The following is a 17843-nucleotide window of genomic DNA, read 5'->3' as shown; positions in this document are numbered from 1 at the left end:
TGACGAGTATTCAGCGCGCTGATTGGTGTCCATAAAAAAGGCGACCGAGCGGTCGCCTTTTGCCTCGCTTGTGTATCACAACCGTTACCGCACGCCCTCTGCGCGCAAGGCCGCTGGCGTGTAGTCGGCAGCCTTGGCTTCGAAGCCGAACTCGAAACTGTGCTTCTCTTCGTTCTTCATTCCCAGGGCAATGTAGCGACCGGCAATGATGTCGTAGAGCGCTTCGAGGGTGTAGGCCTGCGCCTGGTGATCGTAGTAGTACTGAGCGTGACCTTCGGCGACACGCCACAGTTGCCCGCGACCGTCGTAGTGGTCTGCCAGCGCCACTTGCCAGCTGTCTTCATCGATGTACATGTGACGCTTGGCGTAGATGTGCCGCTCGCTCGGTTTGACCGTGCCGATCACTTCCCAGACGCGGTGCAGTTCGTAACGGGTCAGGTCCTGATTGATATGCCCGGCCTTGACGATGTCGTCGTACTTGAGCTTCGGCGAATCGAGTTTGTAGCTGTTGTACGGGATGTACATTTCCTTTTTGCCGACCAGTTTCCAGTCGTAGCGATCCGGAGCGCCGGAGAACATGTCGAAGTTGTCCGACGTGCGCAGGCCATCGGCGGCGGTGCCCGGGCCGTCATAGGCCACTTGCGGCGCCCGACGCACGCGGCGCTGGCCGGCATTGTAGATCCACGCCAGACGCGGTTCCTTCACCTGATCGAGGGTTTCGTGAACCAGCAGCACGTTACCGGCCAGACGTGCCGGCGCCGTTACCGACTGCTTGAAGAAGGTCAGCACGTTGGCGGCTTTTTCCGGGTCGAGATCCTTCATCAGTTGTGGCACGGCGATCTCTTCTTCGAAGCGGATCGGCGTGTAGCTGCCGTTGGTCTGCGGGGTCACCTGGGTGATGATGCGCCGCAGGTTACCGCCGTGATATCGGGTGATGTGGTTCCACAACACCTCCACGCCAGTCTTCGGAATCGGGAAGGCGTAGTAGCGGTTGCCAGTGAAATTGGCCAGGCCATTACCATCGTTAATGCTGGTGACATTGAGCGCGCTGCGTTTGGCCGACTCATAGATTTCCGCTGGCACGGCGACCGTGCGGTGGGTCGGATAGACAGGGATCTTGTAGGTTTCCGGGTAGCGTTTGAACATCGCCACCTGCCCGTCCGAGAGCTTGTCCTTGTACTTGTCGACGTTGGAAGCAGTAATGGTGAACAGCGGTTTTTCATTGGCAAACGGGTCGGCGAGGAAGCCTTTGCTGTCCACCGCCCCGGCGTTTTTCGGGATGCCGCCGGTCCATGCGGGTATCGAACCGTCAGCATTGCCGGCCTTCTCGGCGCCGAGCGGCGTCAGACTGGTGCCGAGTTTGTTGGCCTCCTCCGGCGACACCGCAGCCATCACGTTGGCCGCCAGCAGACTCAGGGCCAGCACACCACATTGCAGAATCATTTTGCGCATTGCATTCATCCTTCTCGGGCAGATCAGAAGTTCACGCCGAAGCTCAGGGCGACGAAGTCACGGTCTTCGAGGACGTTGTAGTCGCCACCGAAAAAGTCGGTGTAACTGAGGCTTGCGGTGTAGGTGTTGCGGTAGTCGGCATCGACGCCGACGCTGATCGCTTTCGCACCTTCGTTGAACAGGCCGTTGGGGCCATAACCGGCGACGTCATGCGACCACGACAGGTTGGGTTTGAAGTTGACCCCGCCGATCACGTTGGCGTAATCGAGGATCGCCCGGGCACGGTAGCCCCATGAGGTCGAGGTGACGAAACCGTCGGTATCACCACCGAAACCGTATTGGCCATACACCGAATCGCGGCCATAACGCAGCTCGCTGCGCGACTCCAGGCCACCGACATGCACCACCGCAGCTTCGCCGACCACGGTCAGGCGTTCCGCGCCTAACACCTGATCGAAAAAGTGCGTGAGGGTGCTCTGGATTTGCGTGACTTCTTTGCGCCGATAGCCTTTGTTGTCGGCTCCCGCAGTGGTGGCGATCGGCGAAGCAGCGCCACCGGCAATCGGGTTGAGCAGCGCCAGCGTCAGGTCGTTGGTGTTGACCTGCACCGGTGCATTCGGGCGGTAGCTGATCTCGCCGGTCCATGCAGTGCCGGTGGGCAACGTGGTGGAAAAACTCGCGCCGTAGAGGCGAATGTCTTCCGGGTATTCGAGGTAGTAGCCACCGCGCCCGAGCATCACGCTCTGCGCCAGGCCGGAACCGCTGCCGGGTGCCAGGCCATTGGCGATCCCGACCATGCCCGGCAATGCCGCCAACGTCGAAAGACCGGCCGTGGTTGTGCCTACCGCCGGCGTACGGCTGTGGTAGTTCATGAAGTACAGGCCATATTCGGTGTCATCACCGAGCCAGCGCAACGCCGTCCCCCATTGCCCGGAATCCCGCGCATCACGGTCGCCGCCACGGGGAATCACCACCCCCTCACGGGTGACCTGAATACCTTGGCCAAAGGCTTGGGTCAGCGGCACAAACGGCGCGATCGCCGGGTTGCCAACGGTGTAGCCGTTGTTGCAACCGTCCGCCGCCACATCGACCCCGAAGAAAGTGCCGCAGTTGTCGAGAACGGTCTGGTCCCATTCCAGTTGATAGAAACCTTCAACGGTCAGTTGATCGGTCAGGCCTTGGGAGCCAAACAGCATGTTGACCGGAATCAGACCTTCCTTGATCTCGGCACCGGGACGACGAAACGCTGAAACGTCGATCGGGTTGATGCTGTTGATCGAGTTACCGATAAACGTACTTTCGCCCCAACTCACCACCTGCTTGCCCGCGCGCACGGTGCCTGGCAGATCGGCAATGGAATAGTTGTGATAGACGAACGCATCAAGAATCTGCGCGCCGGAGGACTTCGCACCTTCCTTGCGTCCGCTGTCGCTGATCGGCTTGAACTCGCGGTCTTCGTCCTTCAGCTCGAAGTCATACCAGTACTTGCCACGCACGAACACACCGGTGTCGCCGTACTTGAGTTCAAGATCGTGAATACCTTTGAAGATCTTCGAGAAGGTCTCACCCTTCTTGAAATTCAAACGCCCGTCATCACCGGTCGAGGATTGCCCGGTCCCGCCATTGACCGTGCCGACCAGCGACTTGTCGGCATCGCGCATGCCCCAGCTCGCACCGATCGACAGTGACGAATCGAAGGTGCCCTCGATCTCGCCAATGTTGAACGCAACCGCGTGCGCCTGGGCGCAGCAACCCAAAGCCACCGCGGCGGTCAGCGCCTGCGGTGTGAAGATGGCGCGCATTGTTGTTTTTGTCATGCGTCTTCCCCGGTGAGTGACAGAAGGCCCCACCCTACTGCCGGGTGACCGCGTCGATAAGCGCACCAAGGAGGTATTCGTGTTGTCGCTCGAAAGGATGAATGGCCTTGAACGACGGGGTTTTGCGCCGTTCATGGATCGGCTGGATGGAAGATCATCAGTGCCGCGCATGGTGCACATCAGCACATGGGACTGTTACGTGCCCCGCAACAGTGCATGTCCGGAATCGGTATTTTTCCTACGTGTTCAACACCTTATTCTGAACGCGCTTTCACGGGACACGCCGCAAAGCACGAAGCACTGGCCTTTGAGCGACTCAGGCCATTGCTGACAGATTTCAGATGAATCGAAGACTTCGGTTTATCGCCCCGGTGTTCACTGACGTTGATTTGTAGCTCCTTGATCCAACGTCTTACCTTGGCCGCTGCGTTTGCAGCGGCCTTTTTTATGGGCGCCGTTTTACTCACCTCACCTGCATCAGCGGGAAGATCCCCCCATTGCTGTAGGAAATATCCTTTTTGTCTTTTAATGCCAAGCTATCAAACCGCTTTCCACATTATTCATACAACCAGGCAGGTCATTACTGACGATTGATGCAGATATTTCCGTTCGAAAGCTGATGTAGGTTAATTGCTCCGCAAACCGAAAAATTCGCAGTGAGTAAAACGAATGTTGGAGCAAAGTTTTGTTGAGGGCGCCGAAATAAAAATTGAAGGAAAAGGGTCTACAGCCAACCTCATCATGATCAAGCGTCTTGACGCCATACTGGAGCGCAAGCTCGAGATGACCGATACCGATCGACGGTTCTATGCCTATTCACTTCGAATGATGGAGCGATTCAGAGCGATGGGATTCGCCGACGACCACATTCCCAAAAGTAATCCGTCCCTTTGGAATAACCTCCATACCGCCACACTTGAAGACTTCAAACTGAGCGACGATGAGTCATTACGCTATACGGAAGAGGCCATCGACGCGGCGAAAAAACAAGAATTGGAAGCATTTGAATGCGTCAGCAGATCCAAGAGTTCGACTGCCAAACTCGAACAAGCTGTCAGGCAAGAAAATCTCAGAGATTTGTTATCAGTTTTGGCTATCGGTTTGGCATTTCCCTCCATCGACACACTGTTCGGACGTTATCGTTTTGAAGTTATCGCGCGCGGTGAATTGTGGAGAACATACGAGGAATTATTTCGTGAGGGTGTACTGGCTGAGGGTAATGCGGCTGTTGCCATTCCGGGTCCAAACTGGGAAATCCCGGAATTCATGATTGATAAGCGGTACGAGGAGTAATAGAAGGAGCCTCGCCGCATCCAGAACGCAGCGAGGCTCAAACGTTTCTTAAAGCGAATACTTCTGCAAATTCGCCATCATCTCTTTCAACGCCTCAATATTGTCCTTCGGATGCGCCGCCCCTTCGAAATCACAAATCTGCTGCCAGTGCGCCGCGACATCTTCCGGCGAGAAGCCTACGTGCGGATCAAAGCCGGCACCGAGGCTGCGCTCCCAACGCACCTTGCCCATCCAGCCGCCACCGACTTCGAACAGCCCTGACGTTTCCTGGCATTGTTCACTAGCCAGATATACCACCAGCGGGCTGACCAGTTCTGGCTTCAATTGCTCGAATACTTGCGGCGGGATCAAGCCTTCGGTCATGCGGGTGCCGCCGGTAGGCGCGATGGCGTTGACGAGGATGTTGTTCTTGCGACCTTCGATGGCCAGGGTGCGGGTCAAACCGTAAAGACCCAGTTTGGCCATGCCATAGTTGGACTGGCCGAAGTTGCCGTAGATGCCTGAGGTCGAGGCGGTGAAGATTACCCGGCCGTAGTTTTGCTCGCGCAGGTGTGGCCACGCGGCGCGGGTGACTTTGTAGGCGCCTTCGACGTGGACGCGGTAAACCAGATCCCAGTCGGCGTCGTCCATTTTGTGGAAGGTCTTGTCGCGCAGGATCCCGGCGTTGTTCACCACGACGTCGACGCGACCGAAGACATCAAGGGCGTTTTGCACCAGTTTGTCGCCGTCGGTGACAGAGTCGTGGTTGGCTTCGGCAATGCCGCCGGCCTCGCGGATTTCGGCGACGACGCGGTCGGCAGCGGACGCATTGGCGCCCTCGCCCTGGGTCGAGCCGCCGAGGTCGTTGACCAACACTTTGGCGCCCTGTTTGGCGAACAGCAATGCGTGGGCGCGTCCGAGGCCACCACCGGCTCCGGTGACGATGACGACTTTTTCTTCGAAACGCACAGACTCATTCATCGCAGCAACTCCAGCAGGCCAGTAATGACCCCGAGTGTCAGGCACGCGGCTTTTGGTCACAACGAACACGGCTGAGGCTGAATGGTGCGCGATAAGGTTAGGGGATGATGAAGGCGTCAAAAGATCAAAAGATCAAAAGATCAAAAGATCAAAAGATCAAAAGATCGCAGCCTGCGGCAGCGCCTACACAAATTCAATGTAGGAGCTGCCGCAGGCTGCGATCTTTTGATCTTTCAGGAGCAGGCGACTTTGCGCGGTGGCAGCACAAAACGATCGCGAAACTCCAGATAATGCTTGAGCACCTGCACCGGCGCCTCGGTCTGTGGATAGTGGCCGATGCCCGGCAGCAACACCGTGTCGGCGTCAGGGATCAATTCACGGTAACGCTCGACCATGTGCGCCCCGGAAATCGGATCGACTTCGCCATCGATCACCCGTAACGGGATTTCGCCGCGCTGCATCGCCGTCACCCAGCGATCACGCTGCACACGGCGTTCGGGAATGTAGCTGATCAACTTGTGCATGATCCGTGGCCCGCGATTGCTATCGACCAGGCTCCAGAAATCGTCCAGCTCGCTTTCGCTCGGCCGGGTTTGCGGGCCGAAGATCTGCCGGAAGCTTTTCACCAGAGCATCGCGAGTGAACGCACGACCGATCATCCAGCCCAACGGGCTGAGCAGCAGTTTCTGCATCAGCACCGGGCGATGGGTTTCCGGAAACAACCCGCCGTTGAGGAACACGCAACTGGCGATCTCGATCTTGTCTTCGTAGTGCCTGGCGAGCAGTTCCTGGGCAACGCTGTCGCCGTAGTCGTGAGCAAGCAAGTGAACCGGTTGCCCGACCTGCAGATGCGCGAGCAATGCCTGCTGCAGGTCAGCCTGCTCCAAAAGGCTGTAGGTGTGATTGAGCGGTTTGGCCGAATCACCAAAGCCCAGCATGTCGCAGGCAATCACTCGATATCGCTGGGCCAGCGGCTGCCACAGATAATGCCAATCCCAACTGGCGGTCGGGAAACCGTGGATTAGCAACAGCGGCTCACCCTGCCCCGCCGTCCAATAGCGGATCGGCTGGCCACGAAAAACAAACGTCTGGCTGCGTTTACGCCAGACACACAGAGGAATCTCGGCAAGAGGCATTAGAGTTTATATCCGGGGTCTTGTTTATCGAGTTTGCGCAGCAACGCTGGCCAGGCCAGCGCGCCACCCATGCCTTGAGCACTTTTGGTGACACCGGCGATCATCGCTTTGGCGCCTGCCAGGATTTGCGGTTCGATGGCGATGAGTTCAGCGCCACCGGTTTGCGCCATGACCTGAATGTCGCAGGCGCGCTGGAAGGTGAACATCATCAGAAAAGTGTCGGCGATGGTGCCGCCACAGGTCAGCAGACCGTGGTTGTGCAGCATCAGGAAATTGTTCTCGCCAAGATCGGCTTGCAGGCGCGCCTTCTCTTCGTGGTTCAGCGCCACGCCTTCGTAGCCGTGATAGGCCAGGCTCGAAAGCACGAACAGCGACTGCTGGCTGATCGGCAACACGCCCTGCTTTTGCGCCGACACCGCGACACCGGAAGCGGTGTGGGTATGCAGCACGCAAACCACATCGTGCCGCACTTCGTGCACGGCGCTGTGGATGGTGTAGCCGGCGGGGTTGATTTCGTAAGGGCTGTCCATGAGTTTGTTGCCGGCCTGATCGACTTTCACCAGGCTCGACGCGGTGATCTCATGAAACATCAGACCAAACGGGTTGATCAGGAAATCTTCGGTGCCCGGCACCTTGGCGGAAATATGGGTGAAGATCAGATCGTCCCAGCCATGCAGCGCGACCAGACGATAACAAGCGGCGAGATCGACACGGGTCTGCCACTCTGCGGCACTGACCTGGTCTTTGACATTAAGGGACGATTGGACGGGGGCTACGCTCACTGTATGCACCTCTGCGTTCTTATTGTTCTGCACGTACGAGCAGTCTAGTCAGGCGCAGAGCATTGCGTAGTTGCATTGCCAGCCAGCTTGATGACTGAGCGGGTCAGCCAGGCAAACTCCTTGGATCCATGTCAAAGCCACGACGCCAACAAAGGCGCGGCAAACAGATTGAGCAACCCGGTCAAAACCATCACCAGCCCGGCGACAGAGCCTTCTTCGCCGCCCACTTCATGGGCCCGACTGACACCGGCACCATGCGCGCCAACCCCGAACAACGCGCCGCGCGCCAAGGCACTGCGCAACGGCAACCACTTCAACAACACGCCGCCGAGCATCGCCCCGAACACACCGGTGAACATCACGAATACCGCGGTCAACTCCGGCACGCCGCCGAGGTCCTGCGCCAGCGGCATGGCGAACGGTGTGGTGATCGAACGCGGCACCAGTGACAGCGTCACCGAGCTGTCGAGCGCCAGCGCCCTGGCCAGCCAGAATGAAGTGCCGATCGACGCCGCACTGCCGGCAACCATGCCCAACAGCAGCGCCGACCAATGCCGCATCAGCAAGCGCCGCTGCTGCCAGATCGGCACAGCAAACGCGACAGTGACCGGGCCGAGCACCCGCATCAGCCAATGGGTGTTGCTGGAATATTCGGCATAAGCGGTGTGCAACGGCACAGCGAGCGCCAACAGCAACGCCGGCACCAGGATCAGCGGCGACAACACGTAGTGCCCAGTGCGCCGATAAATCCAGCGGCTGAACAGGTACGCCAACAGGGTGAAGGCCAGCCAGAACATCGGCATCCATTCAAGCTTCATGGGAACGCCTCATGCGCACGGCAAGTTCTACGGTGAAAGCCGTCACCAGCATGACCATCAATGTACTGGCGGCGATCACCAACAGGATTCGCCAGCCGTCATTGCGCAACAGTGCGCCATAGTCGAGCAGGCTCATCAGCGCCGGAATGAAGAACAACAACATCTCGGCCATCAGCAACCCTGCGCCCAATTGCAGGGCGGCGGGTTTTATCCAGCCAAAGGCGAAGGCCAGCAGCAACAGCGCCATACCGATCACACCACCAGGAATCGGCCACGCCAGCCAGACCGCGAGTTGGCAGCCGAGCAAGTAGAGGCCGAGCAATACAGCGAGTTCAGCGAGAAGACGAGACAGATGTTTGAGCGGGACGGCGTTCATGATTTTGCTCCAGACAGGCGCTTATTTTACGAGGCGCCCTGCCATCCCCGAAGCGAATTGTTAGACTCAATACCATTCCAAAATGGAATCGGACAATGGAATTCAAACAACTGCGCAGCTTTGTCGAAGTCATGCATCAAGGCGGTTTTACCCAAGCCGCAAAAACCCTGCACATCAGCCAGTCAGCGGTGAGCAAACAGATCGCGCAACTGGAACAAAGTCTCGGCACGCCTTTGCTGGAGCGGCTGGGTTCGCAATTGCGCCTGACGGCCGCTGGCAGCGTGGTGCTGCAACGGGCCGAAGGCATGCTGCGCTTGCGCAACGAACTGCTCGCGGAGCTGGATGACCTGAGTCATTTGGCACGCGGAGAGTTGCGCCTCGGCCTGCCATTACTCGGCAGCGACGCGCTATTCGCCGAACTGTTTGCCGAATACCGGCGGCGCTATCCGAATATCAGCATCCAGTTGCTCGAGGGCGGTAGCCGCAACATCGAGCAGGCTGTGCTGAGCGGTGAACTGGAGTTGGGCGGCAGTCTGTTGCCAAAGGATCCGCAATTCGACTGTCAGCCGTTTTGCGATGAGCAACTCGACGCCCTGCTGCCGGTGGATCATCCACTGGCCGAGCGGGGTGAGATCGGTCTGGAGGAATTGGCCGAGACGCCCTTTCTGCTCTATCAGCGCAGCTTCGTGCTCAACGACCGCTTGCTGCAGGCGTGCCAGCAACTGGGCTTTACGCCGAAGGAAGGCGGGCGCAGCGGTCAGGCGGATTTTCTTGCGGCGCTGGTGGCCGCCGGGCAAGGCGTGGTGCTGCTGCCCAGCGTGGTTGCACGCGGTCTGGTGCGGCCAGGCGTGGTGCGCCTGACCTTACGCGCGCCGGATTATCTGCGTTGGGATATCGCGTTTATCTGGCGGCGCGGCGCGTATCTGTCAAAAGCGGCGCAGGCATGGCTGGCGCTGTTGCGCGAGCGTGGAATCAGCCCTTGAGCGTGTCGATCAACTGCGCCAGCCAAGGCTCGGCGTCGGTTTCCGGGGTGACGCTTTCGCTGGCGTCGATGCGCAGCATCTCTTGCACTTCGCGCACACCCAGCTCGCCGAACAGTTCACGCATTTGCTCGCCACCGCCGCAGAAAGTGTCACCGTAACTGGCGTCGCCCAAGGCAATCACTGCGCCCGGCAAACCGAGCAGTGCGGCGGGCAACTGGTCGCGAATCGCTGAGTACAGCGGTTGCAGGTTGTCGGGCAATTCGCCCATGCCGGTGGTCGAGGTCACCGCAAGCAATGCTTCAGGGCCGAACGCCTGGATGTCGGCCAGGCTGGCGCGCGAGTTGTGGAAGGTTTCAAAGCCAGCGGCTTTCAACAGGTTCTCGGCGTGACGGGCGACTTCTTCGGCGGTGCCGTAGACCGAACCGGAGAGGATGGCGACTTTCATCAATCTGATCCTGAAACTGAAAAAAAAGAGCCGCGATAGTAACAGTCTCAAGCGCAAAGCTGCGACTGGATCTCAATTGGCGGTAATGGCCAGTAGACAGGCCGTGCGGTTCTTCTAGAATGCCTGCCACTGACAACTCTGAAAGGATTCAAAGATGATCAACGCCAGTCTGCTGCAAATGGTGATCAATGCGTCGAATGACGGGATAGTGGTCGCGGAGAAAGAAGGTGAACAGAACGATATCCTGATCTATGTGAACCCGGCCTTTGAACGACTGACCGGCTACACGAGTGAGGAAATCCTCTATCAGGACTGCCGCTTTCTGCAGTCTGGAGACCGCGATCAGGACAGCCTGAAACTGATTCGCGAGACGCTGGATAACGGCGGCTCGTGCCGGGAAATCCTGCGTAACTATCGCAAGGACGGTACGCCGTTCTGGAATGAACTGTCGATTTCGACGGTGAAAAACGTCGAAGACGGGCAGACATATTTCGTTGGCGTGCAGAAGGACGTCACCGTTCAGGTCAAGGCACAACAGCGCGTGATTCAACTGGAAGCTGAGGTCGTTGCCCTCAAAGCAGAACTGGCTGCATTGAAAGCGACAAACGGTCAAAACAAAATCGCGAACTAAGTGTCATTAACTACAATCACCAATGACTTTGTATCTATATCTTTCGAGTTAGCCATGCAGCGCGACGCCCTCCTCACTCAGGATGAGCTGGATTTCATCCAGACCATGCAGCACAACCCGCAACTGAACGTGCGGGATGCAACGTCGAGTCTGCTGGTTAACGGCGGTTCGCAGATCCGTGATTTGCTCACGCGTCTGGCCGCTCACGAGCAAGTGACCATTCAGGCCAACTTCGAAAATCAGCAGATGACCTTCCCGTTGCATCTGGTCGAAGACGAGTTTCACGCGTTGCACCTGCGTCTTGGCGTACCTAGTATTTACGAAGACGGCCCGATGGTGCGGCCATGGCGTTTGACTCTCGAAGAGCCGGTAGCTCTGGAAAACGCCAAAGGTCAGCCGGGGACCTTATGGGTCCACGAGGTTTCGCACAAAGGTGTGCTGCTGGAAGTGCGCAACAAGACCAAACCGCCCAAGCATTTCGCCCTGTGGTTCAGCCCTTCGGGTTACGAGCGGATTTCATTGCGCGGCAATTTCGAACGGGAAACCGAGAGCGGCTTCTACGCCTACGAACTGAGCCAGACCGACACCGATGAAACCGAACGTCTACGCCAGTTCATCCTGCAGCAACATCGCCTGACGCATCCCGCCCTTCACACCTGAGTTTCAGGTATCCAGATTGCCGGCCAGAAACTGCAGCATGCGCTGACGCATGTTCGCGCCTTCATTGCCCAGACAGGCAACAGAGGATCCGGCCAGGCTGTCCTGCGCCAGATCTGAAGCGTCGCCCGCCAGCATCAACTGACAATCGAGACTCAATGCCAACCGGTTCAAACGCCGAGGCAATTCGGCGCTGGGCGCGTGATTGGAAAACAGCACGAGTGCATCAGGTTTGATCTTTTCGCACACCAACGTCAGCTCATCGAATGGCTGACCTGTGGTCAGCACCCGAACACCGGAATTGCTGTCGCTGAGAAACAGCGCCGCCACCAACAACTCCAGCTCTCGACATTGCCCGGCCAGCGCGCTGACGATCACTCGGCGCGGTTGCGTACCACGCAGCATGACGATCCGCTGCAATACCCGCGCCCGCAGGAATCCATCGAAGAACAGCCACTCGCTGGTTTGCCCGAAAGCCTCCTGGCGCTGCAACAATTGCAGCCACAAAGGCATGAGGATGTCCTGAAACACCACCGGCAATGAGTATGAAGAGAAAATCTGCCCATAGACGCGGTCCAGTTGCTGGTCGTCGAACGCACTGACCGCCTGCTGGATCTGCTCCTGCCATTGCAGATAATCCGCCTGCACCAAGTCATCCGGGATGATGTGCGCCAATACTTTCATCGGTTCGGTCTTGGCGAGGATCTTGCCGACCTTGCTCACGGCGACCCCGCGATCAATCCAGTCGACGATGCTGCGCACGCGCTCGATATCGGTCATCGAATAGAGCCGATGCCCACTTTCGGTGCGCGTGGGCTGAATCAGACCATAGCGCCGCTCCCACGCGCGCAAGGTCACCGGGTTTACACCTGTCAGGCGTGCGACCTCACGGATAGGGAACAGATCCTCGCGCTCGAGCGCAGAGGATGTCTGCAAAGCAGGCTTTGCGTCCGTGATGACAGGCATAGGGTGTTCAACTTCCATGTCGGAGATATTTGGATCCCATTCTAACGCTTATGCCCCGATTGCGATCAAGTGCAGAAATGCGACGAAAGTCGCTGGTTTAATCGGGAAAAACCGGAATAATCCTTGCTTGTTGAAAAACGCAGGCCTCTACCCCGGCCCTGCGTCAGGCGAAACTCCTACCCGGAGCGACGCAACTGAAATACGGAGATACATAATGTCTACTTCCCCTGTCACGCTGATGGTTGCCCGTCGCGTCGCTGATGGCCGTTATCAGGACTTGATCGCCTGGCTGCGCGAAGGCGAACAACTGGCCACTGATTTCCCCGGTTACCTGGGCTCTGGCGTGCTCGCTCCGCCGCCCGGCGATAACGAATTCCAGATCATCTTCCGCTTCGTCGATGAGCAGACGTTGCATGCGTGGGAGCATTCGGTTTCACGTACCGCGTGGCTGAGCCGTGGCAGCGACCTGTTTGCCCACCCGAAAGAACATCGAGTCAGTGGCATCGAAGGCTGGTTCGGCGCTGCCGGGCAACGTCCTCCACGGTGGAAACAGGCCGTCGCGATCTGGCTGGCGTTCTTTCCGGTGTCACTGCTGTTCAACTTTGTCCTCGGCCCGTTGCTCGCAGAACTGAGCCTGTTGCCGCGTATGTTGATCAGCACGGCGTGCCTGACCCCGCTGATGGTTTACTTCTTTATTCCGCTGTCGACCCGATTGCTGGCGAACTGGCTGAACAGTACGCCGGTACGACTGCCTGTATCGGCGACACCTCAGAAACATTAAAGATCGCAGCCTCGTTGCACTCGACAGCTCCTGCAGGACTGAACACAGACCAGGGCAGGAGCTGCCGCAGGCTGCGATCTTTTCGGGCTCGTCGCTGTTATAGTTTTTGCTCCAACCGCGATGCGAGCCGTTCATGCCTGATTCCTCAGCCCCGATCCTCATCACCGGTGCCGGCCAGCGTGTCGGCCTGCATTGTGCGCAGCGGCTGCTCGAGGATGGCTATCGCGTCATCTTCACTTACCGCAGCGAACGCCCCGGCGTGCAAACGCTGCGCGATCTGGGCGCCCTCGGCCTGTTCGCCGACTTTTCCAGCGAAGCCGCGATTCTCGCTTTCATCGCCGAACTGAAAACCCACACCGACAGCTTGCGCGCCATCGTGCACAACGCCTCCGAGTGGCTGGCCGAAACCCCGGGCAGCGAAGCCGAAGCCTTCACGCGCATGTTCAATCTGCACATGCTCGCACCGTACCTGATCAACCTGCACTGCGGTGAACTGCTAAAGCACTCGACGCCCGCCGACATCATTCATATCAGCGACGATGTCACCCGCAAGGGCAGCAGCAAGCACATTGGCTATTGCGCCAGCAAAGCCGGGCTCGACAGCCTGACCCTGTCCTTCGCCGCCCGCTATGCGCCGACCATCAAGGTCAACGGCATCGCCCCGGCCCTGCTATTGTTCAACCCCGACGACGACGCGGCGTACCGCGCCAAGGCACTGGCCAAGTCCGCGCTGGGCATCGAACCCGGCAGCGAAGTGATCTACCAGAGCCTGCGCTATCTGCTCGACAATCCCTATGTCACCGGTACGACCCTGACCGTCAACGGCGGACGGCACGTCAAGTAAGCCGACTCGCGAGGATGTCCATGACCCGCTCACTGCCCGAGAATTACCGCGAAATCCTCATTGACCTGGGTGAAGATCCCGACCGCGAAGGACTGCAAGACACACCGGTGCGCGCGGCCAAGGCCATGCAATACCTGTGTCATGGTTACGAACAGAGCGTCGATGAGATCGTCAACGGCGCGCTGTTTGCCTCGGACAGTGACGAGATGATCATCGTCGCCGACATCGAGTTGTATTCTTTGTGCGAACATCACCTGCTGCCCTTCATCGGCAAGGCCCATGTGGCTTATATTCCGACGGGCAAGGTGCTGGGTCTGTCGAAAATCGCGCGACTGGTGGACATGTTCGCCCGGCGCCTGCAGATTCAGGAAAACCTCACCCGACAAATCGCCGACGCAGTGCAACAGGTCACCGATGCCGCTGGCGTCGCGGTCGTCATTGAGGCCAGACACATGTGCATGATGATGCGCGGTGTCGAGAAACAGAATTCGACCATGAACACCTCGGTCATGCTCGGCGCGTTCCGCGAGTCGAGCAACACCCGCCAGGAGTTCCTGCAATTGATTGGACGGAGCAAGTAAATGCCACAACTTCAGCCGGGAATGGCGCGCATCCGGGTCAAGGATCTGCGCTTGCGCACCTTTATCGGGATCAACGAGGACGAAATCCTCAACAAGCAGGATGTGCTGATCAACCTGACCATTCTGTACGCCGCGCAGGAGGCGGTGCGTGACAATGATATCGACCACGCGCTGAATTACCGCACGATCACCAAAGCGATCATCGCCCACGTCGAGGGCAACCGCTTTGCGCTGCTCGAACGCCTGACGCAGGAGTTGCTCGACCTGGTGATGAGCAACGGTTCAGTGCTGTATGCCGAAGTCGAAGTCGACAAGCCGCACGCGCTGCGTTTTGCCGAGTCGGTGTCAATCACGCTTGCAGCGAGCCGCTAGCTTCAAGCTTCAAGCGGCAAGCTGTAAACTTCGTATCACCGCCACCCATTTTGCAGCTTGAAGCTCGTCGCTTGAAGCTGTCTCGCAGAGACTCCCATGAACGAGCAACAACGCCTCGAACTCGAAGCTGCCGCCTTCCGCCGCCTGGTCGCCCACCTGGACAGCCGTAAGGACGTGCAGAACATCGACCTGATGAACCTTGCCGGGTTCTGCCGCAACTGCCTGTCGAAGTGGTACAAGGCCGAAGCCGACGAGCGCCAGATCGAGATCAGCCTCGACGACGCCCGCGAAGTGGTTTACGGCATGCCGTACGCCGAGTGGAAAGCCCAATTTCAGCAAGAAGCCAACGCCGAGCAACAAGCCGCGTTCGCCAAAGGAAAAACCCATGAGTGATCTGAACACCCTGCGCACCAGCCTCAAGAGCGGCGAACACGCTTTCGCCGACACGCTGGCCTTCATCGCCGCCGGTTACGACTATCAGCCGCAGGCGTTCAACAACGGTGGCGTGGAAAACGCCGCCGGGCAGAACGAAGGTTCTTGCAAGACCCTGGGTCTGGCGCTGCTGGAAGGCCTGAGCGATGAAGAAGCGCTCTTGGCATTCGGCGAGCATTACCGCTCGGTAGTGGCGACACCTGAGGGCAGTGATCACGGCAATATCCGTGCGTTGATCCAGCACGGTCTGGCCGGCGTCAAATTCACCGCTCAACCCCTGACCCGCCGCTGATACAGATCCAACACTATCTGATCGTTCCCACGCTCCGCGTGGGAATGCTTCATCGGACGCTCTGCGTCCATTGGGACGCGGAGCGTCCCCGGCTGCGTTCCCACGCAGAGCGTGGGAACGATCGGGCACAAAAAAACCGGCCAATCTGGCCGGTTTTTTTATGTCTGCGATTTAGAACGAAGCGTTCTGCAGACCGTCCAGGTAACGCTCGGTGTCCAGTGCCGCCATGCAGCCGGCGCCGGCCGAGGTGATCGCCTGACGGTAAACGTGGTCAGCCACGTCACCGGCAGCGAAGATGCCTTCGACGCTGGTCGCCGTAGCATTGCCTTCACGGCCGCCGTGCACCACCAGATAACCGTCTTTGAGGGTCAACTGGCCTTCGAACAGCGAGGTGTTCGGGGTGTGACCAATGGCGATGAACACGCCGTCGACGGTGATTTCGTCGAAGCTGCCATCGTTGTTCTTCAGGCGCGCACCGGTCACGCCCATGTTGTCGCCCAACACTTCGTCGAGGTTGGCGTTCAACTTGAGGATGATCTTGCCTTCAGCGACGCGAGCGTTGAGCTTGTCGATCAGGATCTTCTCGGCGCGGAAGGTTTCGCGACGGTGGATCAGGGTCACGGTGCTGGCGATGTTGGCCAGGTACAGTGCTTCTTCAACAGCGGTGTTGCCGCCGCCGACCACTGCAACAGGCTTGTTGCGGTAGAAGAAACCGTCGCAGGTTGCGCAGGCGGAAACGCCTTTGCCCATGAACGCTTCTTCCGATGGCAGGCCCAGGTAACGCGCGCTGGCACCGGTGGCGATGATCAGGGCGTCGCAAGTGTAGGTCGCGCTGTCGCCGGTCAGGGTGTACGGCTTGGCAGCGAAGTCCACGGCGTTGATGTGATCGAAAACGATCTCGGTTTCAAAACGCTCGGCGTGCTCGCGCATCCGCTCCATCAGGGCTGGACCCGTCAGGCCGTGAACGTCGCCCGGCCAGTTGTCGACTTCAGTAGTGGTGGTCAGTTGACCGCCAGCCTGCATGCCGGTGATCAGCAGTGGCTTGAGGTTGGCACGGGCCGCGTATACCGCAGCGCTGTAACCGGCAGGGCCGGAACCGAGAATAATCACTCGCGAATGACGGACTTCAGACATGACCTGCTCCTGTTGACCGGGCCGAAAGACTGGCACGGATCGCCGGACTGCCGGCGGGAATAAAAAAGGACCGTGGAAAACCTTGGGGAAGGCTTGAGCTCGACAGTCCTGTAAAAAGTTGGGTGCAGCGTATCGAGGGGGGCAAGATTAAGGAAATACGGTTTAACAATCCAGCTCATAGGTGGTCTCTATGCCGACACACTGACGAGATGGACGTCTTTGTTACAGTGAATGTCGATCGCTCTACCGCGCTTTCGCCGTCGTTGCAAAGCCGGTAAGGTCGGCGCGTTTTCCCTTGCTCGGAGCACCTTATGCCCGCCCCTGTTCTGTCCGGCCCGCAATACCTGCGCGAAGGCCTCAAACTGGTTCTCAGCCCTGGCTTGCGCCTGTTCGTTTTGCTGCCGCTGGCGATCAACCTGGTGCTGTTCGTCGGATTGATTTATCTGGCCGGCCACCAGTTCAGCCTGTGGGTCGATACGCTGATGCCCTCGCTGCCCGAATGGCTGAGTTTCCTCAGCTACATCCTCTGGCCACTGTTTGTAGTGCTAGTGGCGCTGATGGTGTTCTTTACTTTCACCATGCTGGCCAACGTAATCGCCGCACCGTTCAACGGCTTCCTTGCCGAGAAAGTCGAAGTGGTGGTACGCGGCACTGATGACTTCCCGGCGTTCAGCTGGGGCGAACTGATCGCGATGGTCCCGCGCACCCTCGCCCGGGAAATGCGCAAACTCGGCTACTTCCTGCCACGGGCGATCGGACTGTTCATTCTCTCGTTCATCCCGGTGGTGAATATCATTGCTGCACCGCTGTGGCTGTTGTTCGGCGTGTGGATGATGGCGATCCAGTACATCGACTACCCGGCGGATAACCACAAACTGGGCTGGAACGAGATGCTCGCCTGGCTGCGGCAAAAGCGCTGGCAGAGCATGAGCTTTGGCGGGATCGTCTATCTGGTGCTGCTGATTCCGGTGGTCAACATCCTGATGATGCCGGCGGCTGTGGCCGGGGCGACGTTGTTCTGGGTGCGTGAGCGCGGTGGCGAGGTGCTGGCTCAGGAAAAGGCCTGAGCCAGACGCTGTTGTTTTGCCGCT

General features: G+C 58.6%; 21 protein-coding genes. 11 read left to right on the top strand and 10 right to left on the bottom strand.

Translation table 11 applies throughout. The features are described from left to right. Positions 1-84: 84 nt before the first annotated feature. Both CKW14_RS12515 and CKW14_RS12510 read right to left on the bottom strand, forming a co-directional pair. Positions 85-1452, bottom strand: a complete 1368-nt coding sequence (locus CKW14_RS12515; protein ID WP_095125410.1) for a DUF1329 domain-containing protein — start codon at positions 1450-1452, stop codon at positions 85-87. Between the two features lie 23 nt (positions 1453-1475). Next, positions 1476-3269: a DUF1302 domain-containing protein gene (locus tag CKW14_RS12510; RefSeq protein ID WP_095125409.1), complete on the bottom strand. Its 1794-nt coding sequence runs from the start codon at positions 3267-3269 to the stop codon at positions 1476-1478. Positions 3270-3938: 669 nt separating this feature from the next. Here CKW14_RS12510 and CKW14_RS30175 point away from each other — a divergent pair. Next, positions 3939-4562 carry a hypothetical protein gene (locus CKW14_RS30175; RefSeq protein WP_256587207.1) on the top strand — a complete coding sequence of 208 codons (624 nt, stop codon included), beginning with the start codon at positions 3939-3941 and terminating at the stop codon, positions 4560-4562. Positions 4563-4610: 48 nt separating this feature from the next. Here CKW14_RS30175 and CKW14_RS12500 read toward each other — a convergent pair whose 3' ends face one another. The 5 genes from CKW14_RS12500 to CKW14_RS12480 form a co-directional block, all read right to left on the bottom strand. Continuing rightward, positions 4611-5522 (bottom strand): SDR family oxidoreductase, encoded by a 912-nt coding sequence (locus CKW14_RS12500; protein ID WP_095049781.1) that lies wholly within the window; start codon positions 5520-5522, stop codon positions 4611-4613. A 233-nt stretch (positions 5523-5755) separates the two neighbouring features. Beyond that, a complete protein-coding gene (locus CKW14_RS12495) occupies positions 5756-6658 on the bottom strand; it encodes an alpha/beta fold hydrolase (protein WP_095125408.1) in 903 nt (300 codons plus the stop codon). Next, the gene (locus CKW14_RS12490; protein ID WP_093436071.1) at positions 6658-7440 is read right to left on the bottom strand and encodes a class II aldolase/adducin family protein; all 783 of its coding nucleotides are present in this window, start codon (positions 7438-7440) and stop codon (positions 6658-6660) included. The genes CKW14_RS12495 and CKW14_RS12490 overlap by 1 nt, the downstream gene beginning before the upstream one ends. Positions 7441-7571: 131 nt before the next feature. Then, a complete protein-coding gene (locus tag CKW14_RS12485; RefSeq protein WP_095125407.1) occupies positions 7572-8258 on the bottom strand; it encodes an LrgB family protein in 687 nt (228 codons plus the stop codon). Further along, positions 8248-8634: a CidA/LrgA family protein gene (locus CKW14_RS12480; protein WP_095049777.1), complete on the bottom strand. Its 387-nt coding sequence runs from the start codon at positions 8632-8634 to the stop codon at positions 8248-8250. Before CKW14_RS12480 ends, CKW14_RS12485 begins: the two co-directional genes overlap by 11 nt. 95 nt (positions 8635-8729) lie before the next feature. On the opposite strand from CKW14_RS12480, the gene CKW14_RS12475 reads away from it, so the two are divergent. Further along, the gene (locus CKW14_RS12475) at positions 8730-9617 is read left to right on the top strand and encodes a LysR family transcriptional regulator (RefSeq protein ID WP_095125406.1); all 888 of its coding nucleotides are present in this window, start codon (positions 8730-8732) and stop codon (positions 9615-9617) included. Here the strand turns inward: CKW14_RS12475 and CKW14_RS12470 are convergent. Then, on the bottom strand, positions 9607-10062 hold the full coding sequence (locus tag CKW14_RS12470) for a flavodoxin (RefSeq protein ID WP_095049775.1): 456 nt from the start codon (positions 10060-10062) through the stop codon (positions 9607-9609). The genes CKW14_RS12475 and CKW14_RS12470 overlap by 11 nt on opposite strands. Positions 10063-10216: 154 nt before the next feature. Here CKW14_RS12470 and CKW14_RS12465 point away from each other — a divergent pair, with 154 nt between their 5' ends. Next, a complete protein-coding gene (locus CKW14_RS12465) occupies positions 10217-10693 on the top strand; it encodes a PAS domain-containing protein (protein ID WP_095049774.1) in 477 nt (158 codons plus the stop codon). A 54-nt stretch (positions 10694-10747) separates the two neighbouring features. Continuing rightward, positions 10748-11353 (top strand): hypothetical protein, encoded by a 606-nt coding sequence (locus tag CKW14_RS12460; RefSeq protein WP_016987019.1) that lies wholly within the window; start codon positions 10748-10750, stop codon positions 11351-11353. Between the two features lie 3 nt (positions 11354-11356). Here the strand turns inward: CKW14_RS12460 and CKW14_RS12455 are convergent, their stop codons facing one another. Next, positions 11357-12316, bottom strand: a complete 960-nt coding sequence (locus CKW14_RS12455) for a MerR family transcriptional regulator (RefSeq protein ID WP_095049773.1) — start codon at positions 12314-12316, stop codon at positions 11357-11359. Positions 12317-12530: 214 nt separating this feature from the next. Here CKW14_RS12455 and CKW14_RS12450 point away from each other — a divergent pair, with 214 nt between their 5' ends. The 6 genes from CKW14_RS12450 to CKW14_RS12425 all read left to right on the top strand — a co-directional run bounded on the left by CKW14_RS12450 (position 12531) and on the right by CKW14_RS12425 (position 15618). After that, positions 12531-13097, top strand: coding sequence for an antibiotic biosynthesis monooxygenase (locus CKW14_RS12450; protein ID WP_093436046.1), 567 nt, complete (start codon positions 12531-12533; stop codon positions 13095-13097). 133 nt (positions 13098-13230) lie between these two features. Further along, the gene (folM, locus tag CKW14_RS12445; protein ID WP_093436042.1) at positions 13231-13941 is read left to right on the top strand and encodes a dihydromonapterin reductase; all 711 of its coding nucleotides are present in this window, start codon (positions 13231-13233) and stop codon (positions 13939-13941) included. 20 nt (positions 13942-13961) lie between these two features. Beyond that, complete coding sequence (gene folE / locus CKW14_RS12440) at positions 13962-14522, top strand: GTP cyclohydrolase I FolE (protein WP_218233161.1); 561 nt, start codon at positions 13962-13964, stop codon at positions 14520-14522. Further along, complete coding sequence (folX, locus tag CKW14_RS12435) at positions 14523-14894, top strand: dihydroneopterin triphosphate 2'-epimerase (protein WP_007914273.1); 372 nt, start codon at positions 14523-14525, stop codon at positions 14892-14894. It abuts the gene before it with no gap. A gap of 96 nt (positions 14895-14990) precedes the next feature. Then, entirely contained in the window at positions 14991-15287 is a 297-nt protein-coding gene (locus CKW14_RS12430) for a DUF1244 domain-containing protein (RefSeq protein ID WP_093436032.1), read from the top strand. After that, positions 15280-15618, top strand: coding sequence for a HopJ type III effector protein (locus CKW14_RS12425; protein ID WP_095049771.1), 339 nt, complete (start codon positions 15280-15282; stop codon positions 15616-15618). Before CKW14_RS12430 ends, CKW14_RS12425 begins: the two co-directional genes overlap by 8 nt. Positions 15619-15789: 171 nt before the next feature. Here CKW14_RS12425 and trxB read toward each other — a convergent pair whose 3' ends face one another. After that, positions 15790-16752 carry a thioredoxin-disulfide reductase gene (gene trxB / locus CKW14_RS12415; protein ID WP_007912350.1) on the bottom strand — a complete coding sequence of 321 codons (963 nt, stop codon included), beginning with the start codon at positions 16750-16752 and terminating at the stop codon, positions 15790-15792. Between the two features lie 311 nt (positions 16753-17063). Here trxB and cysZ point away from each other — a divergent pair, with 311 nt between their 5' ends. Then, positions 17064-17819, top strand: a complete 756-nt coding sequence (cysZ, locus tag CKW14_RS12405; protein WP_095125404.1) for a sulfate transporter CysZ — start codon at positions 17064-17066, stop codon at positions 17817-17819. Positions 17820-17843: the final 24 nt, after the last annotated feature.

This window comes from Pseudomonas sp. Irchel s3a12, assembly GCF_900187485.1.
Classification (GTDB): domain Bacteria; phylum Pseudomonadota; class Gammaproteobacteria; order Pseudomonadales; family Pseudomonadaceae; genus Aquipseudomonas; species Aquipseudomonas neuropathica.
This window is presented reverse-complemented; position numbering and strand designations above follow the sequence as displayed.

Coding starts and splice junctions, on each gene's coding strand:
- folM (WP_093436042.1), top strand. CDS start 13,231: ATGCCTGATTCCTCAGCCCCGATCCTCATCACCGGTGCCGGCCAGCGT.
- CKW14_RS12425 (WP_095049771.1), top strand. CDS start 15,280: ATGAGTGATCTGAACACCCTGCGCACCAGCCTCAAGAGCGGCGAACAC.
- CKW14_RS30175 (WP_256587207.1), top strand. CDS start 3,939: ATGTTGGAGCAAAGTTTTGTTGAGGGCGCCGAAATAAAAATTGAAGGA.
- CKW14_RS12430 (WP_093436032.1), top strand. CDS start 14,991: ATGAACGAGCAACAACGCCTCGAACTCGAAGCTGCCGCCTTCCGCCGC.
- trxB (WP_007912350.1), bottom strand. CDS start 16,752: ATGTCTGAAGTCCGTCATTCGCGAGTGATTATTCTCGGTTCCGGCCCT.
- CKW14_RS12460 (WP_016987019.1), top strand. CDS start 10,748: ATGCAGCGCGACGCCCTCCTCACTCAGGATGAGCTGGATTTCATCCAG.
- CKW14_RS12515 (WP_095125410.1), bottom strand. CDS start 1,452: ATGCGCAAAATGATTCTGCAATGTGGTGTGCTGGCCCTGAGTCTGCTG.
- CKW14_RS12465 (WP_095049774.1), top strand. CDS start 10,217: ATGATCAACGCCAGTCTGCTGCAAATGGTGATCAATGCGTCGAATGAC.
- CKW14_RS12455 (WP_095049773.1), bottom strand. CDS start 12,316: ATGCCTGTCATCACGGACGCAAAGCCTGCTTTGCAGACATCCTCTGCG.
- CKW14_RS12475 (WP_095125406.1), top strand. CDS start 8,730: ATGGAATTCAAACAACTGCGCAGCTTTGTCGAAGTCATGCATCAAGGC.
- CKW14_RS12500 (WP_095049781.1), bottom strand. CDS start 5,522: ATGAATGAGTCTGTGCGTTTCGAAGAAAAAGTCGTCATCGTCACCGGA.
- folE (WP_218233161.1), top strand. CDS start 13,962: ATGACCCGCTCACTGCCCGAGAATTACCGCGAAATCCTCATTGACCTG.
- folX (WP_007914273.1), top strand. CDS start 14,523: ATGCCACAACTTCAGCCGGGAATGGCGCGCATCCGGGTCAAGGATCTG.
- CKW14_RS12450 (WP_093436046.1), top strand. CDS start 12,531: ATGTCTACTTCCCCTGTCACGCTGATGGTTGCCCGTCGCGTCGCTGAT.
- CKW14_RS12495 (WP_095125408.1), bottom strand. CDS start 6,658: ATGCCTCTTGCCGAGATTCCTCTGTGTGTCTGGCGTAAACGCAGCCAG.
- CKW14_RS12480 (WP_095049777.1), bottom strand. CDS start 8,634: ATGAACGCCGTCCCGCTCAAACATCTGTCTCGTCTTCTCGCTGAACTC.
- CKW14_RS12485 (WP_095125407.1), bottom strand. CDS start 8,258: ATGAAGCTTGAATGGATGCCGATGTTCTGGCTGGCCTTCACCCTGTTG.
- cysZ (WP_095125404.1), top strand. CDS start 17,064: ATGCCCGCCCCTGTTCTGTCCGGCCCGCAATACCTGCGCGAAGGCCTC.
- CKW14_RS12510 (WP_095125409.1), bottom strand. CDS start 3,269: ATGACAAAAACAACAATGCGCGCCATCTTCACACCGCAGGCGCTGACC.
- CKW14_RS12470 (WP_095049775.1), bottom strand. CDS start 10,062: ATGAAAGTCGCCATCCTCTCCGGTTCGGTCTACGGCACCGCCGAAGAA.